The 14,753-nt window shown below is 67.7% G+C and carries 14 protein-coding genes; 8 read left to right on the top strand and 6 right to left on the bottom strand.

All coding sequences use genetic code 11. The features are described from left to right. Positions 1–26: 26 nt before the first annotated feature. Entirely contained in the window at positions 27–1,670 is a 1,644-nt protein-coding gene (locus tag DIE08_RS18695) for a GMC family oxidoreductase (RefSeq protein WP_124626995.1), read from the bottom strand. Between the two features lie 720 nt (positions 1,671–2,390). Between DIE08_RS18695 and DIE08_RS18685 the strand changes: the two genes are divergently transcribed. Beyond that, positions 2,391–3,833, top strand: coding sequence for a coniferyl aldehyde dehydrogenase (locus DIE08_RS18685; RefSeq protein ID WP_124626997.1), 1,443 nt, complete (start codon positions 2,391–2,393; stop codon positions 3,831–3,833). 72 nt (positions 3,834–3,905) lie between these two features. On the opposite strand, the gene DIE08_RS18680 is transcribed toward DIE08_RS18685, so the two are convergent. Further along, the gene (locus tag DIE08_RS18680) at positions 3,906–4,928 is read right to left on the bottom strand and encodes a serine/threonine protein kinase (RefSeq protein ID WP_124626999.1); all 1,023 of its coding nucleotides are present in this window, start codon (positions 4,926–4,928) and stop codon (positions 3,906–3,908) included. 58 nt (positions 4,929–4,986) lie between these two features. Continuing rightward, positions 4,987–5,199 (bottom strand): hypothetical protein, encoded by a 213-nt coding sequence (locus DIE08_RS18675; RefSeq protein WP_011886311.1) that lies wholly within the window; start codon positions 5,197–5,199, stop codon positions 4,987–4,989. A gap of 627 nt (positions 5,200–5,826) precedes the next feature. Here DIE08_RS18675 and DIE08_RS18665 point away from each other — a divergent pair. Continuing rightward, positions 5,827–6,708 carry a DMT family transporter gene (locus DIE08_RS18665; RefSeq protein ID WP_124902924.1) on the top strand — a complete coding sequence of 294 codons (882 nt, stop codon included), beginning with the start codon at positions 5,827–5,829 and terminating at the stop codon, positions 6,706–6,708. A 302-nt stretch (positions 6,709–7,010) separates the two neighbouring features. Next, on the top strand, positions 7,011–7,196 hold the full coding sequence (locus DIE08_RS18660) for a hypothetical protein (protein WP_014895742.1): 186 nt from the start codon (positions 7,011–7,013) through the stop codon (positions 7,194–7,196). 119 nt (positions 7,197–7,315) lie between these two features. Here DIE08_RS18660 and mgrA read toward each other — a convergent pair whose 3' ends face one another. Beyond that, positions 7,316–8,359: an L-glyceraldehyde 3-phosphate reductase gene (gene mgrA, locus DIE08_RS18655; protein WP_059607446.1), complete on the bottom strand. Its 1,044-nt coding sequence runs from the start codon at positions 8,357–8,359 to the stop codon at positions 7,316–7,318. 184 nt (positions 8,360–8,543) lie between these two features. Between mgrA and DIE08_RS18650 the strand changes: the two genes are divergently transcribed. Continuing rightward, on the top strand, positions 8,544–8,750 hold the full coding sequence (locus DIE08_RS18650) for a DUF3185 family protein (protein ID WP_124902922.1): 207 nt from the start codon (positions 8,544–8,546) through the stop codon (positions 8,748–8,750). Between the two features lie 149 nt (positions 8,751–8,899). On the opposite strand, the gene DIE08_RS18645 is transcribed toward DIE08_RS18650, so the two are convergent. Further along, complete coding sequence (locus DIE08_RS18645) at positions 8,900–9,673, bottom strand: phytanoyl-CoA dioxygenase family protein (RefSeq protein WP_059678995.1); 774 nt, start codon at positions 9,671–9,673, stop codon at positions 8,900–8,902. 353 nt (positions 9,674–10,026) lie between these two features. Here DIE08_RS18645 and DIE08_RS18640 point away from each other — a divergent pair, with 353 nt between their 5' ends. Further along, positions 10,027–10,368: a hypothetical protein gene (locus tag DIE08_RS18640; RefSeq protein ID WP_124902920.1), complete on the top strand. Its 342-nt coding sequence runs from the start codon at positions 10,027–10,029 to the stop codon at positions 10,366–10,368. Positions 10,369–10,485: 117 nt separating this feature from the next. Here DIE08_RS18640 and metK read toward each other — a convergent pair whose 3' ends face one another. Continuing rightward, a complete protein-coding gene (metK, locus tag DIE08_RS18635) occupies positions 10,486–11,673 on the bottom strand; it encodes a methionine adenosyltransferase (RefSeq protein WP_059607451.1) in 1,188 nt (395 codons plus the stop codon). Positions 11,674–11,938: 265 nt separating this feature from the next. Here metK and lpxL point away from each other — a divergent pair, with 265 nt between their 5' ends. The 3 genes from lpxL (at position 11,939) to DIE08_RS18620 (ending at position 14,750) form a co-directional block, all read left to right on the top strand. Beyond that, positions 11,939–12,823 carry a lauroyl acyltransferase LpxL gene (lpxL, locus tag DIE08_RS18630; RefSeq protein ID WP_059468610.1) on the top strand — a complete coding sequence of 295 codons (885 nt, stop codon included), beginning with the start codon at positions 11,939–11,941 and terminating at the stop codon, positions 12,821–12,823. A gap of 295 nt (positions 12,824–13,118) precedes the next feature. Continuing rightward, on the top strand, positions 13,119–13,988 hold the full coding sequence (dapF, locus tag DIE08_RS18625; RefSeq protein WP_124902918.1) for a diaminopimelate epimerase: 870 nt from the start codon (positions 13,119–13,121) through the stop codon (positions 13,986–13,988). Positions 13,989–14,024: 36 nt separating this feature from the next. Next, positions 14,025–14,750 carry a DUF484 family protein gene (locus DIE08_RS18620; RefSeq protein ID WP_059607457.1) on the top strand — a complete coding sequence of 242 codons (726 nt, stop codon included), beginning with the start codon at positions 14,025–14,027 and terminating at the stop codon, positions 14,748–14,750. Positions 14,751–14,753 lie beyond the last annotated feature (3 nt).

Raw genomic sequence — 14,753 nt, 5'->3', positions numbered from 1 at the left:
GTCGGTCGTGTGCCGGTGCGCGCCGCTCAGCGGCCGTGCGCCGCCGCGGCCGCCTCGTTGCGCGGCACGCCGCCGCCCCGGCGTGTCGCGACGATGAAGTCCGCCGCGCGTTCGCCGATCATCACCGACGGCGCATTCGTGTTCCCGCCGATCAGCGTCGGCATCACCGACGCATCCACCACCCGCAGCCCTTCGACGCCCCGCACGCGCAGTTGCGGATCCACGACCGCGCGCGCATCCGAGCCCATCCGGCAGGTGCCGACCGGGTGATAGATCGTGTCGGCATGCTCGACGATCGTCGCGCGCAGCTCGGCTTCGCTCTGGTCCGCCCGGGTGTACAGCTCGCGCCCGCCCTGCGACGCGAGCGGCGCCTGCGACAGGATCCGGCGCATCGCCTGCGCGCCGCGCACGAGCAGATCGAGATCACGCGTATCGCTGAAGAAGCGCGGATCGATCAGCGGTGCGTCGCGCGCATCGCCGCTCGCGAGCGCGACCGTGCCGCGGCTGAACGGGCGCAGCGCGCACACGTGCAGCGAATAGCCGAAGCCCCAGTGCATCTTGCGGTTGTGGTCGTCGACGAGCGCCGTGCAGAAATGCAGCTGCAGGTCCGGACGATCGAGCGACGGGTCGCTCTTGATGAAGCCGCCGGCCTCCGCGACGTTGCTCGTCATCATCCCGGTGCGGCTCGAGAAGTAGCGCACGAGCGCCGGCGTCATCTTCGCGATCCCGCGCAGGCAGACGCCGACCAGCTCCGACGAATTCACGCGCGTGTTGATGATGAAATCGATATGGTCGATCAGGTTCGTGCCGACGTCCGGCGCGTCCTGCACGACGGCGATCCCGTGCCGGCGCAGCTGTTCCGCCGGACCGATCCCCGAGCACATCAGCAGTTGCGGCGAATTGAACGCGCCGGCCGACAGGATCACTTCCGCGCGTGCACCGAGCGTCTCGACGCGTCCGTCGCGCGACACCACGACCCCGACCGCGCGCTTGCCGTCGAAGCCCACGCGCAGCACCGTCGCGTCGGTGATCACGTGCAGGTTCGGCCGCTCGCGGCCGTAGATGTATGCGCGCGCGACGCTGCAGCGCGAGCCGTCGCGATGCGTGACCTGATAGAAGCCGACGCCTTCCTGCGTCGCGCCGTTGAAGTCGTTGTTGAGCGGATAGCCGGCCGCGTGCGCCGCCTGGATGAATCGTTCGGAAAACGGATTGCGAAAGCGCAGGTCGGACACCGTCAGCGGGCCGTCCGCGCCGTGCCACGCATCGGCACCGCGCGCGTTGCCCTCCGCGCGGCGGAAATACGGCAGCACGTCCTGCCAGCCCCAGCCCGTCGCGCCGAGTTGCGCCCATTCATCGTAGTCGCCCGGGTGGCCACGCGTGTAGATCATCGCGTTGATCGCGCTCGAGCCGCCCATTCCGCGCCCGCGCGGCTGATATCCGCGGCGGCCGCCGAGGCCCGGCTGCGGCACCGTCTCGTAACCGTAGTTCGTGCCGAGCTTGAACGGCACGAGCGCCGCGATTCCCACCGGCATGTTGACGAGCAGGTTGCGCTCCGTGTGCGAGCCGGCCTCGATCAACGCGATCGTCGCGTCGGGGCATGCGTCGGCGAGGCGGCTGGCGAGGCTCGAGCCGCCCGACCCTCCGCCTACGATGATGTAGTCGTATTGCATGTCACGTCTCCTTCGTGTCATGAACGGCGCCCGGCGCGGCCGGCTCCCGCTTGTAATGTTCGGGCATTGTAGGAATGGCCGCCGCGCGCGCGGCACGCCGATTCAAGAGCGATTCCTCTAAACGCCCGCGTGAACTAAATTTAAGATGTATCGATTGATGCGACGCGATGCACCGGCCGCCAGAAGCCGCGCCGTCGCGAAACTGGGGAGACGACGATGCAGCGCGACGCTCTGCAGGCCGCGTGCCGACCGGGTTGTCCGGACGCACCGCGCGCGGCCCGCATTTCATTTCAAACGGATGCCCGGACGGTGACGTGCAACACCGTGCGCGCGGCCGGTCGAAATCGAACGACGCCACGTATCGCCGACCGTTTGGACGGCTCGTCGCACGCGCGGCACGACCTGCCGGTGCGCACGTCGCCGCACGCACCGCGCTGCCCTGCTTCGGTGCGCCGGCAAGTACTCGCCGCGCGCCATCGCACACCGGCCGGACATCGCGTCCGGCCGTACGCGCGGACCGCGCAATCCCGTTTTCGGACACGAACACCGTCGCGCGGATGCGACGCTTGCCGCACGCTGCACCCTGTTTTCGACCGTGCATCGCATCCGGCACCCTGCCGGGCGACGCGCGCCATCCTGCCCCGCCCCGCCACGCTCGCCGAGCGGGTACGTGCGGCCTGACTGCTGGCCGACGTGCCACGCCCAACTGGAGGAGACGAAATGAAGAACGATTTGCCCGAACTGGCCCCGCAAGCGCAGCCGTCGGTCGATGCCTTGACGTCGCTGCTGCGCGACCAGCGCGCGGCCTACCTGCGCGCGCCATACCCGGAGTGGGACACCCGCGCGCAGCACCTGCGCGCGCTGCGCACGATGCTGATCGATCACGCGGATGCGCTCGCCGATGCGATCAGCGCCGACTTCGGGCATCGCGCGAAGCAGGAAGTGCTGCTGTCGGAAATCTGGATGGCGAAGGAAGAGATCGACGACGCGCTCAAGCACGGCAAGCGCTGGATGAAGCCGATCCGCAAGCCGATGAACAAGTGGCTACGGCCGGCGCGCGCGAAGGTGCTGCCGCAGCCGCTCGGCGTGGTCGGCATCGTCGTGCCGTGGAACTATCCGGTCCTGCTCGCGGCCGGGCCGCTGATCTGCGCACTCGCCGCCGGCAACCGCGCGATCGTCAAGATGTCCGAACTAACGCCGCGCACGTCGGCGCTATTTGAACAGCTGATCGCGAAGACCTTCTCGCGTGACCATGTCGCGGTCGTGAACGGCGATGCGGAGATCGGCGCCGCGTTCACCGCACTGCCGTTCGATCACCTGCTGTTCACCGGCTCGACGCACGTCGGCCGCCACGTGATGCGCGCCGCGGCCGACAATCTCACCCCCGTCACGCTCGAGCTCGGCGGCAAGTCGCCGGCGATCGTCGGGCCGAATGCGCGCTTCGACGCAGCCGTCGACGCGATCATCGGCGGCAAGACGTTGAACGCGGGCCAGACCTGCATCGCGCCCGACTACGTGCTGCTGCCGCGCGGGATGGAAGCCGCGTTCATCGAGCGCGCACGGGAGCGCTTCGCGAAGCTGTATCCGGACCTGTCGGCCAACGGCGACTACACGACGATCGTGTCGCCGCGCCATTACGCCCGGCTGCAACAGCTCGCGACCGACGCGCAGGCCGCCGGCGCGCAACTGCATCCGCTGTCGGATGCGCCGTCCGACCCCGCGTCGCGCCGCTTCGTGCCGTGCGCGGTCACGCACGTGCCGGCCGCGTCGCAGCTGATGCAGGAGGAAATTTTCGGGCCGCTGCTGCCGCTCGTACCGTACGAGCGGCTCGACGAGGCGATCGCGTACGTGAACGCGCGCCCGCGGCCGCTCGCGCTGTACCTGTTCGACGAGGATGGGGGCACGATCGACCGCGTGATGCGCGAAACGATCTCCGGCGGCGTGACGGTCAACGATGCGTTGCTGCACATCGCGTGCGGCAGTTTGCCGTTCGGCGGTGTCGGCGCGAGCGGGATGGGCGCGTATCACGGCTACGACGGCTTCGTGACGTTCTCGAAGATGAAGCCCGTGCTCACGCAGGCACGCCTGAATACCCGCGGGCTGATCGCACCGCCCTATGGCAAGCGCTTCGCCGCGGTGATCAAGATGATGTTGAAGTTCTGAGCGGCGCGGGCCGCGAGCAACGCGCGCCGGCCCACCCGAAAATGCCGCGCGGCGAGGTTGCCGCGCGCGCCGTCACACGGGCCAGAGCGGCCCTTCCTGCATCGCGCCGATCTGCTCGCGCAGCTCGAGCACGCGTGCTTCCCAGTATCGATGCGTGTTGAACCACGGGAACGCGGCTGGAAACGCCGGATCGTCCCAGCGGCGTGCGAGCCATGCCGCGTAGTGGATCAAGCGCAGCGTGCGCAGCGCTTCGACCAGATGCAGTTCGCGCGGCTCGAATTCGCAGAAGTCCTCATAACCGGCGAGCAGGTCCGCGAGCGCGCGCGACGCGCCTTCGCGATCGCCGGGCAGCAGTAGCCACAGATCCTGGACCGCGGGCGCCATCCGGCTGTCGTCGAAGTCGACGAAATGCGGGCCCGCGTCGGTCCACAGCACGTTGCTCGGATGGCAGTCGCCGTGCGTGCGCAGCAGGCGAATCTCGCCCGCGCGCTCGAATGCGGCCTCGACGCCTTCGAGCGCGAGCGTCACCGCCGTCTCGTAGGCGGGCCTTACGTCGTCGGGAATGAAATCGTGCGCGAGCAGGTAGTCGCGCGGCTCGTAGCCGAACGCGCGGATGTCGAGCACGGGACGCGCGACATACGGCCGCGTCGCGCCGACCGCGTGAATCCGGCCGATGAAGCGGCCGAGCCATTCGAGCGTGTCGCTGCGGTCGAGGTCGGGCGCACGGCCGCCGCGCCGCTCGAAGATCGAGAAGCGGAAGCCGTCGAACGCGTGCAGCGTGCGGCCGTCGACGACGCGCGCGGGCACCGCCGGAATCTCGCGCGCGGCGAGTTCGGCGACGAACGCGTGTTCTTCCAGAATCGCTTCGTCCGACCAGCGCGCGGGCCGGTAGAACTTCGCGACGACGGGCGGGCCGTCCTCGATGCCGACCTGGTAGACGCGGTTTTCGTAGCTGTTGAGGGCGAGCAGGCGCCCGTCGGTGCGCAGCCCGGCCGGCATCAGCACGCTGTCGAGCGCATCGAGCACGCACTCGGGCGTGAGGCCGGCGAACGGCGGGCCGGCGGGAGCTGCGGAGGCGGAAGTGACGTCTTTCATGCCCCGCATTGTGCCGTCAGCCGCGCCGAAACACGAGCGTCCGATACGGCACGCGCGCTCAGTGGATCGCGGCGCCGGCCGGCAGCACGGATTCGCCGGTGTCGATCAGGTCCTCGAGAAAGAACGGCTCGGTGTTGAGTTCCTTCGACTCGCCTGGCACGCCCGCGTACCAGGTCACCATGGCCATGTCGCCCAGAACGCGCTGAACGATGCCGCGCGCGCCCTTCGGCACGGCGATATGGGTAGTGCAGACAATCGACCCGACATGCATGATGGTTCCCCACTCTTGAAACTTGAAACCCGGCTCGCTCGCGAGCCGGCAAATGCACGATCCGCGCCGCCCTCGTCGGGGTGTTGCGCGTAATCCCATTGTTCACGGTTTATCGAAGCGCGAAAAGAAGAAGAAGCAGGCGAAGTGCCGCGAATTCGTCGAATGTCTCCAATCAACCACTGCGCCGCGCGTGCGCTTGCACGGACGGATACCCCCATCATACCCTGTCGAATGTGACCGTCCGCCGAAACCGGCGACACGCGCGGCGCCGGCCTCCCGCCGACGGTGGTTGCGCCCGGCGGCCGCCTTGCGTTACCTTTGACGCTCATTCGCGTTCAAGCGCATTTCGACCCGATGCAACCGCTCACGTCCGCTCTCGCAACATCCCGGCCGCAGTTCGACTCGCGACCGCAGGCGTGCGCGCATCCATCCGTCCTCCCTCCTCCTGTCGCACCGCCGCTCGTCGGCGCCGCGCCGCCCCCGCCGGCGGCACGCGTCGGCTGACCAGCCGGCTTTCGGTTTCCGTTTTCCATTCGCCCGTTTGCGGCCGTTCGTGCGTCATTGCGCACGGCGCGTTGCCACGTGCGCGACTTGGGACGTTTCGATCCGTTCGACAGGTGGATTCACATGATTTCGTTCAAACGCGCGCTCGCCGCGCATGGCGTGACGTCGCTCTTCGTCTTGCTGTGGAGCAGCGGCGCGATCTTCGCTGAACTCGGTCTGCGTCACGCATCCGCGTTCGTCTTTCTCGCCGCGCGATTCGCGCTCGCATCACTCGTGCTGCTCGTGCCGGCCATCATGCGCGGACGCTGGCTGCCGCCGCGCGGCGAGCGGCGCATGGCCGCGCTGACCGGCCTGCTCATGATGGGCGGCTATTCGATCTTCTACCTGCTCGCGCTCGAGCGCGGGATCGCGCCGGGCGTGCTTGCGACGATCCTCGGCGTGCAGCCGATCCTCACGCTGGCGATCATCGAGCGGCGCTGGCAACCGATGCGCGTCGCGGGGCTCGGGCTGTCGCTCGCGGGTCTCGCGCTCATCGTGTGCCGCGGCGTGGGCGGTGCGGGTCTGCCGATCATGGGCGTCGCCTGCGCGCTCACGGCGCTCGTCGCGCTGACCGCCGGCTCGCTGCTGCAAAAGCACGTGCGCGCGGCGCCTGCCGACGTGCTGCCGCTGCAGAACGCGATCGGCCTCGCGCTGTGCGTGGCGATCCTGCCATTCCGGCCGGTCTCGCTCGAGGTCGGCTGGGCGTTCATCGTCCCGCTGCTGTGGCTCGGCATCGTGATCTCGGTGATCGCGCAGTTGCTGTTCTACCGGTTGATGCAACGTGGCGATCTCGTCAACGTGACGAGCCTGTTCTATCTCGTGCCCGTCCTCACCACGCTGATGGACGCGGTCTGGCTCGGCAACCGGCCCGAACCGCTCGCGCTCGCCGGCATGGGCGCGATCGTGGCGGGGCTCGCGCTCGTGTTCCGCACCCCGGCCGTTCGCGCGCGCCCCGATCGCGCGTAGGCGGACGGGCCGCCGCGCCCGCGGGTGCGGCGGCCCGTATCGAACATGTACGACGTTTCAGCGCGAATCGAAAGGGGCGGGAAAGAATGGTGCAAGGCATTCGTCCGACTCGCCGGAAAAATGCAGATTCTCCGGGGTTTTCCGCATACTTTTAATGGTTCGGATAGCGAAAAACGCAGCGAGGTTGCCTATACTCGAACTGACCGCCCCGTTCGCAATCGGGGTCGGCCCAACACGAGAAATGCCCGGCATGGGGCTGGAAGACGCGCGTGCGCCTGTTCCGGCCGGCTATGGAGACACGCATGACCACCTATTTCACGATCGGCGACTTCATCCTGTTGATTCCGATGGCGCTGGCCGGCGCGCTGTTTCTCGGCGCGGTGCCGTGCGCAACCGAATTCCGCCACAACCTGCTGCGCGTGCTCGGCGTCATCCTCGGCGTCGGCGTTGCGGTATTGCTCGTCGAAGGCCTGCCTGCGCTGCTCTAGCGACGCGTTGGCGCGCGCCGGTCACGCCGCGGCATCGCAGCGACGTAGCCGTTTGTGTGCGTGCGCAGCGATACGGCATGCAATGGTTCGCATCCCGTATCGACTATCCTTGATGCCGATCAGATCGCCTGATCGGTGGACGGTTTTTCCCACAGATTGATGCCACCCTCGGTCGCGTAGCGATCGATCTCCGCGAGTTCGTCGGCCGAGAATTCGAGATTCTTCAGCGCGCCGACGTTTTCGCGCACTTGCTCCGGACGGCTTGCGCCGATCAGTGCGGACGTCACGCGGCCATTGCGCAACACCCAGGCGAGCGCCATCTGCGCGAGGCTCTGCCCGCGCCGTTGGGCGATGCCGTCGAGTTTGCGCACGTGCTCGAGGTTGTCCGCGCTCAGGTGATCCTGCTTCAGCGAGCCGCCGCCCGGCTTGTTCACGCGCGCATCGGCCGGCACGCCGTTCAGGTATTTCGACGTCAGCAGCCCCTGCGCGAGCGGCGTGAACGCGATGCTGCCCGTGCCGATGTCGTCGAGCGTGCCGAGCAGATCCTCCTCGACCCAGCGGTTCAGCAGGTTGTACGACGGCTGGTGGATCAGCAGCGGCACCTTGTATTGCGCGAGCAGTTCGGCCATCTCGCGCGTCTTCGCGGCCGAGTACGACGAAATGCCGATGTACAGCGCCTTGCCCTGCTGCACGGCCGATGCGAGCGCGCCGGCGGTTTCCTCGAGCGGCGTGTGCGCGTCGAAGCGGTGCGAATAGAAGATGTCGACGTAGTCGAGCCCCATCCGCTGCAGGCTCTGGTCGAGGCTCGCGAGCACGTACTTGCGCGACCCGCCGCCGCTGCCGTAAGGCCCCGGCCACATGTCCCAGCCGGCCTTCGTCGAGATCAGCAGCTCGTCGCGGTACGGCCGGAAATCTTCCTTCAGCAGCCGGCCGAAGTTGGTTTCGGCGCTGCCGTACGGCGGCCCATAGTTGTTCGCGAGGTCGAAATGATTGATGCCGAGGTCGAACGCGGTGCGCAGGATGTCGCGCTGCGTCGCGATCGGCGTCGAGTCGCCGAAGTTGTGCCACAGGCCGAGCGACAGGGCGGGCAGTTTGAGCCCGGATTTGCCGCAGGTGCGGTATTGCATGTCGGCATAACGTTCGGAAGCTGCTTCGTAGGCCATGAGTCGGTTCCGTGAAGACGTCGGGGATGGGACGCGCGCCGCGCGCGAACATCGCGCGCCGGCGGCGAGGGAAACGTACGACGGTTATGGTATCGAACGTGGGCGAAGCGCGCACGGCAATGGACGCAGCCGCGTGCGTCGCCTACACTGCGGCGTCTCGAATCACCGTTACAGCGAGGTTGGTATGTCCCGGGTCATCTCGGTTGCGCTGCTCGTCGGCGGCGTCGTGCTGCTGTATTTCGGCGGCCAGTCGTTCCATTCGATCAACGACAACGTGTCGCGCTTCTTCACCGGCTCGCCCGCCACGAAGACGATCCTGCTGATCGTCGGCGGCGCCGTCGCATCGCTGATCGGCCTGATCGGCCTCGCGATGCCGGCCAGCAAGCGCTGATCGCGCAGCCGCGCGATGGCGGCCCGCATTGCGGAGCGGGCTGCACGAAATGCAACGGGCGGCCCAGGCCGCCCGTTTGTTCATCCGCCCGCGCGGCCGCAGTGCCCCATCGGACAAGCGGCGCGGCTGCATCGCCGCCCGAACCGCCGCTAGAACTGCACCTCCGGCTTCGCCGCCGAACGCGTGCCCGGCATCGGCCGGTTGCTCACGCCGTGGTACGTATAGACGAGCGAGAACTTCACCTGGTCGGAGCGGTTCTGCCCCGCCGAATGCAGCGTGTTGCAGTGGAAGAACACGACGTCGCCCGTCTGGAGCGACGGGCAGGTTGCCGCGTCGATCATCTTGCGGTTTTCCGGCAGGTCGCTGCGGAAGAACTTCGCGTCGTCGAACGCTTCCGGCCCGAATTCGGCCGTGTGCGAACCCGGCACCAGCCAGAGCGCACCGTTTTCATTCGTTTCCGGCCCGAGCGCGAGCCACACCGACACCATGTCCGCGCGTTCGAACGACCAGTAGCGGAAGTCGCGATGCCAGCCCGTCAGGCTGCCGTACGCGGGGTGCTTCGTCATCATGCAGTTGTGATGCGCGCGTGACAGCACCGGCTGCTCGCCGAAGTACTCGCGCATCCACTCGCCGATTTCGGGTGCGATCGCGCGCGCGGCGAACGCCGGATCGCGCGTGTAGGCGTCCAGCAGCCGCCGCACCGTATGCCCGCCCGGCGCATGCTTCGACTCGGGCGCGCCCGGGTAGCGCAAATCCGCCTCGAACTCGATCGGCTCCGCCGCTTCCTGCAACTGGCGCGCCGCGATCTGCTTGAGCGCCGCGCACTGCGCCTCGTCAACAAGGCCGCGCGCGACGACGAAGCCGCGTTCGCGCAATTCCGCGACTTGCGCGCGGATCGATTCCAACTGCAATGGAGACGACATGGGATGCCAGACGTTTATCGTGTGAATGTGACGATTGTAAATCGGCGCCGGATGCCGCGAACAGCGCCATTGTCGTGCGCAGGGGCATGCCAATCGTCGTTTTGATCTGGCGCAAGGGAACTGTGCGGCGCGGCGCGAGCCTCAGCGACAGGCGGTATGCAGCGACACGCTTGCGGCACAAGGGTTTATCGCGACTTTTGCACGTCACGAATCCCTTGTAGCCTGTCGCGGCCTGTCAATTCTGGCGGGCGCGGCGCGCAACGACTTTCGGTAAGATCCGTTGCGCCATCCGAGGCCGTTCATACCAGTGCGCTTTTCAAGAGCGCCATCCATACAAGCGAAGCATCGTTCACATGCCACTCCGTCTGACTTCCCGTCTCAACCGCACTGCGAAGCGCGTCGCACCGTCCGCTCCCGCCCGTCCGCTGCGCCATCACCGCGCACGCACACAGGCGCTCGCCGAGCAAACGCACGCGCACAGCCGGCTGGACGGCATCCGCGCCTGGTTCCACGCGTTCTTCTCGATGATGAGCGCGCAGGCGTTCGCACGCCGCGCCGGCCTGCGCTCGCTGCTGCAGAAGCCGTCGTCGCTGCGCGCGCTCGCGCTGCGCCGCACGCTGGGCCCGCAGCGCCGCATCAACCGCCCGCGCCGCCTCGCGGCCAGCAACGGCTGGTTCGGGTTCAGCGCACGCTGAAGCCGCGCCGGCGGGCAGTGCTCGCCACGACCGCAGCGATGCCGTCATCCCGCCGGCGATCGACGCGCATAAAAAAACCCCGGCATGCCGGGGTTTTTTGTTTCGGGCGGACGACGCTTATGCGACGCGTGCCGTCGGCTCCACGCCGGCCGCTTCGGCCAGTGCGAGCGCCTTGTCGGTCGCTTCCCACGAGAATTCCGGCTCTTCGCGGCCGAAGTGGCCGTAAGCTGCCGTCTTCTCGTAGATCGGGCGCAGCAGGTCGAGCATCTTGATGATGCCCTTCGGACGCAGGTCGAAATGCTCGCGCACGAGCTTCGTGATCACCGCATCCGACACGCGGCCCGTGCCGAACGTGTTGACCATCACCGAGGTCGGCTCGGCCACGCCGATCGCGTACGACACCTGGATCAGCGCGCGCGAGGCGAGGCCTGCCGCGACGATGTTCTTCGCGACGTAACGGCCGGCATACGCTGCCGAACGGTCGACCTTCGACGGATCCTTGCCCGAGAACGCGCCGCCGCCGTGCGGTGCGGCACCGCCGTAGGTGTCGACGATGATCTTGCGGCCCGTCAGGCCGCAGTCGCCCTGCGGACCGCCGATCACGAACCGGCCGGTCGGGTTCACCAGGAACTTGATGTCGCCCTTGATCAGGTCGGCCGGCAGCGTCGGCTTGATGATTTCCTCGATCACGGCTTCGCGCAGCGCCGGCAGTTCGATGTCCGGTGCATGCTGCGTCGACAGCACGACGGTGTCGATCGAATCGGGCTTGCCGTCGACGTAGCGGATCGTCACCTGCGACTTCGCGTCCGGGCGCAGCCACGGCAGGCGGCCGTCGCGGCGCAGGCTCGCCTGGCGCTCGACGAGACGGTGCGACAGGTGGATCGGCAGCGGCATCAGTTCCGGCGTTTCGTCGCATGCGTAACCGAACATCAGACCCTGGTCGCCCGCGCCTTGATCGAGGTTGTCGTCATGCGCGCGGTCGACGCCTTGCGCGATGTCCGGCGACTGCTTGTCGTACGCGACGAGCACCGCGCAACCCTTGTAGTCGATGCCGTAGTCGGTGTTGTCGTAGCCGATGCGCTTGATGGTGTCGCGCGCGATCTGGATGTAATCGATGTTGGCCGTCGTGGTGATTTCACCGGCCAGAACGACGAGACCCGTGTTGCACAGCGTTTCGGCTGCAACGCGGGAGTATTTGTCCTGCTCGAGGATGGCGTCGAGAATCGCGTCCGAGATTTGGTCCGCGACTTTGTCCGGATGGCCTTCGGAGACGGATTCGGACGTGAAGAGATAATCGTTTGCCACTTTTTCAGGCTCCTGTGTGGTTACGGTTGGTTTCACGTAGCCAGCTTCGTTGGGCCTGAAGCGGCGACGCTTTAGCGGATTACCAGGACCGGGCAGCGCGCTTCGCGCCAGCCGGCTTCGCCCCGCAAGTTGTCAGTTAACTCGGCGAAGCCCGTATTATAGCGGCTTTCGTGAATTGTCACAGAGCGCCACTCGTGCTGCATCGTCCGCTGTCCTACCCCCCTGTTCGCAACGTGCCGGCCAGCCGGCCCCACGGAGATTCCGCATGCTAGGCCGCCTCGGCACGCACCTCGCCATCGGCTTGCTGAAGCTGCTCGCCCTGCTGCCGTACGGCTTGACCGCACGGTTCGGCGACGGCCTCGGCTGGCTGCTGTACCAGATTCCCAGCCGGCGAAAGCGCATCGTACATACCAATCTGAAACTCTGCTTCCCCGACTGGAGCGACGAACGGCGCGAGGAAGTGGCGGGCCAGCACTTCCGCCACGCGATCCGCAGCTACGTCGAGCGCAGCGTCCAGTGGTTCGGCTCCGAGCGCAAGCTCGCGAAGCTGATCCAGGTCGACAGCGCAGTCGACCTCACCGATCCGGATCTGCCCCCGACGCTGTTCCTGGGCCTGCATTTCGTCGGCATCGAAGCCGGCTCGATCTGGCTGAACCGTTCGCTGCAGCGCCGCTGCGGGTCGCTGTACCAGCCGTTCTCGAATGCCGTGCTCGAGGAAGAGGCGAAAAAGGCCCGCGGGCGTTTCGACGCCGAGATGGTCGGCCGCGCGGACAGCGCCCGCGTCGTGCTGCGCTGGCTGCGCGACCGCAAGCCGGTGATGCTCGGCGCCGACATGGACTATGGTCTGCGCAATTCGACGTTCGTCCCCTTCTTCGGCGTGCCGGCGTGCACGCTGACGGCCGTCGGCCGGCTCGCCAAGACGGGCCGCGCGCAGGTCGTGCCGTTCATCGGCGAGGTGCTGCCGAACTACAAGGGCTACCGGCTGAAGGTGTTCAAGCCGTGGGACAACTACCCGACCGGCGACGACGATCTCGACGCGCGGCGGATGAACGAATTCCTCGAGGAGCAGATTCCGCTGATGCCGGAGCAGTATTACTGGGTGCACAAGCGCTTCAAGACGCGCCCGCCCGGCGAGCCGAGCCTCTACTGAGTCGAACCCGCGGGCGCGCGGCACGATGCGCGCCTGCAGCCGTGCCACCTTCGGCGCGCCTTGCGCGCGCCCCTGCCAGAGATCGTGGGCCGATTGCTGCGCGAGCCACGGATCCGCCGTCCCGCCGCTTTCCCCGCCCAGCCACCCGAATGACGCCCCGCCCGCGCAGGACGCCCCTGTCGGCTGCATGTATCATTTGCGGTTGAGATCAGCACGACGAACGACGCCGCACGCCATCGCGGCACGCCGCGTCCGCCGTGCCGACCGCCCTGTTCGCCATGGAATTCCGGACCCAGTGAAACTCTCGTTCACCAAGATGCACGGCGCGGGCAACGACTTCGTCGTGCTCGACAGCTATTCGCGCGCGCTGCCGCCGCTCACCGAGGCGCAGGTGCGCGCGCTCGCCGACCGACACTTCGGCATCGGCGCCGACCAGTTGCTACTCGTCGAGAAACCGACCGTCGACGGCGCGGATTTCAAGTACCGGATCTTCAATTGCGACGGCGGCGAGGTCGAGCACTGCGGCAACGGCGCGCGCTGCTTCGTGAAGTTCGTCAGCGACCGCGGCCTGACCGACAAGCGCAGCGTGCGCGTGCAGGTGATGAAGGGCCTGATCACACTGACGATGCAGGACGATGGCGAAGTCGTCGTCGACATGGGCGCACCCATATTCGCGCCGGCGCAGGTGCCGTTCGACGCCTCGGGGCTTGACGGCCGGACGGAAGGCAACGACACGCTCTGGGCGCTCGACGTCGGCGGCGCGACGCGCTGGATCTCGACGGTGTCGATGGGCAACCCGCACGCGGTGCAGGTCGTCGAAGACGCCGAAGCGTATCCGGTGCTCGAAGAAGGCCCGCTGATCGAGCTTCACGCCCGCTTCCCGCAGCGCGTGAATGCCGGCTTCATGCAGATCGTGTCGCGCAACGAGGTGAAGCTGCGCGTGTACGAGCGCGGCGCGGGCGAGACGCTCGCGTGCGGCACCGGCGCATGCGCGGCGGTGGCGGCCGGCATCCGGCGCGGCCTGCTCGATTCGCCGGTAACCGTGCACACGCACGGCGGCACGCTGACGATCAGCTGGGACGGCGCGCGCGACGAAACCGCCGCGCTGATGATGGCCGGGCCCGCCGCGACCGTGTTCGAAGGCGAGATCGACCTGAACGTCTGACCCTGCAACGTCCTGATAACTGAACGCTCCAGCCACATGAACGATCGCGAAGTCGCTGACTACCTGCTCGCCAATCCCGAATTCTTCGCGCAACACGCGGAACTGCTCGCGACGATCCGTCTCGCGAATCCGCACGGCAAGGCCGCGATCTCGCTGCAGGAGCGGCAGATGGAAATGCTGCGCGACAAGAACAAGCATCTCGAGCGCCGGCTCGCCGAGCTCGTGCGCTACGGCCACGAGAACGACAGCCTGTCCGCGAAGTTCAGCCGCTGGACCGCGCGCGTGATCGCGGAACGCGATCCGTACGCGCTGCCGCGCACGATCGCCGACGGCATCGCCGAGGTGTTCGACGTGCCGCAAACCGCGCTGCGCGTGTGGGACGTCGCCGACACCTACTCGCAGGCCGACTTCGCGCGCCAGGTCGGCGAGGAAGTGCGCCTGTTCACGAACGGGCTGTCGACGCCGTACTGCGGCGCGAACACCGGATTCGAAGCGGCCCAGTGGCTCGCACCCGCGCTCGCGGCGCCGGCCGCGAATGCGGCGGAAGGCGCTGAAGCCGCGCCGGCCGGCGACGGCGCGGCCACGTCGGTCGCGCTGCTCGCGCTGCGCGCGCCGCTCGGCGGCACCGACGCCCCCGCGTTCGGCCTGCTGGTGCTCGGCTCGCCCGATCCGCGCCGCTTCCACGACGGGATGGCGACCGACTTCCTCGCGCAGATCGCGACGCTCGCGAGCGCCGCGCTCACGCGCCTGCTGCCGCACTGATGC

The sequence above is a fragment of the Burkholderia sp. Bp9004 genome (assembly GCF_003858025.1).
Lineage (GTDB): Bacteria > Pseudomonadota > Gammaproteobacteria > Burkholderiales > Burkholderiaceae > Burkholderia > Burkholderia diffusa.
Note: the sequence above shows the minus strand (reverse complement) of the source record. Positions and strands in the feature narration are given on the sequence as shown.

Bases quoted from the DNA above. Each gene is read 5' to 3' on its own strand.
- DIE08_RS18695 (WP_124626995.1), bottom strand. From the start codon at position 1,670: ATGCAATACGACTACATCATCGTAGGCGGAGGGTCGGGCGGCTCGAGC.
- DIE08_RS18685 (WP_124626997.1), top strand. From the start codon at position 2,391: ATGAAGAACGATTTGCCCGAACTGGCCCCGCAAGCGCAGCCGTCGGTC.
- DIE08_RS18680 (WP_124626999.1), bottom strand. From the start codon at position 4,928: ATGAAAGACGTCACTTCCGCCTCCGCAGCTCCCGCCGGCCCGCCGTTC.
- DIE08_RS18675 (WP_011886311.1), bottom strand. From the start codon at position 5,199: ATGCATGTCGGGTCGATTGTCTGCACTACCCATATCGCCGTGCCGAAG.
- DIE08_RS18665 (WP_124902924.1), top strand. From the start codon at position 5,827: ATGATTTCGTTCAAACGCGCGCTCGCCGCGCATGGCGTGACGTCGCTC.
- DIE08_RS18660 (WP_014895742.1), top strand. From the start codon at position 7,011: ATGACCACCTATTTCACGATCGGCGACTTCATCCTGTTGATTCCGATG.
- mgrA (WP_059607446.1), bottom strand. From the start codon at position 8,359: ATGGCCTACGAAGCAGCTTCCGAACGTTATGCCGACATGCAATACCGC.
- DIE08_RS18650 (WP_124902922.1), top strand. From the start codon at position 8,544: ATGTCCCGGGTCATCTCGGTTGCGCTGCTCGTCGGCGGCGTCGTGCTG.
- DIE08_RS18645 (WP_059678995.1), bottom strand. From the start codon at position 9,673: ATGTCGTCTCCATTGCAGTTGGAATCGATCCGCGCGCAAGTCGCGGAA.
- DIE08_RS18640 (WP_124902920.1), top strand. From the start codon at position 10,027: ATGCCACTCCGTCTGACTTCCCGTCTCAACCGCACTGCGAAGCGCGTC.
- lpxL (WP_059468610.1), top strand. From the start codon at position 11,939: ATGCTAGGCCGCCTCGGCACGCACCTCGCCATCGGCTTGCTGAAGCTG.
- DIE08_RS18620 (WP_059607457.1), top strand. From the start codon at position 14,025: ATGAACGATCGCGAAGTCGCTGACTACCTGCTCGCCAATCCCGAATTC.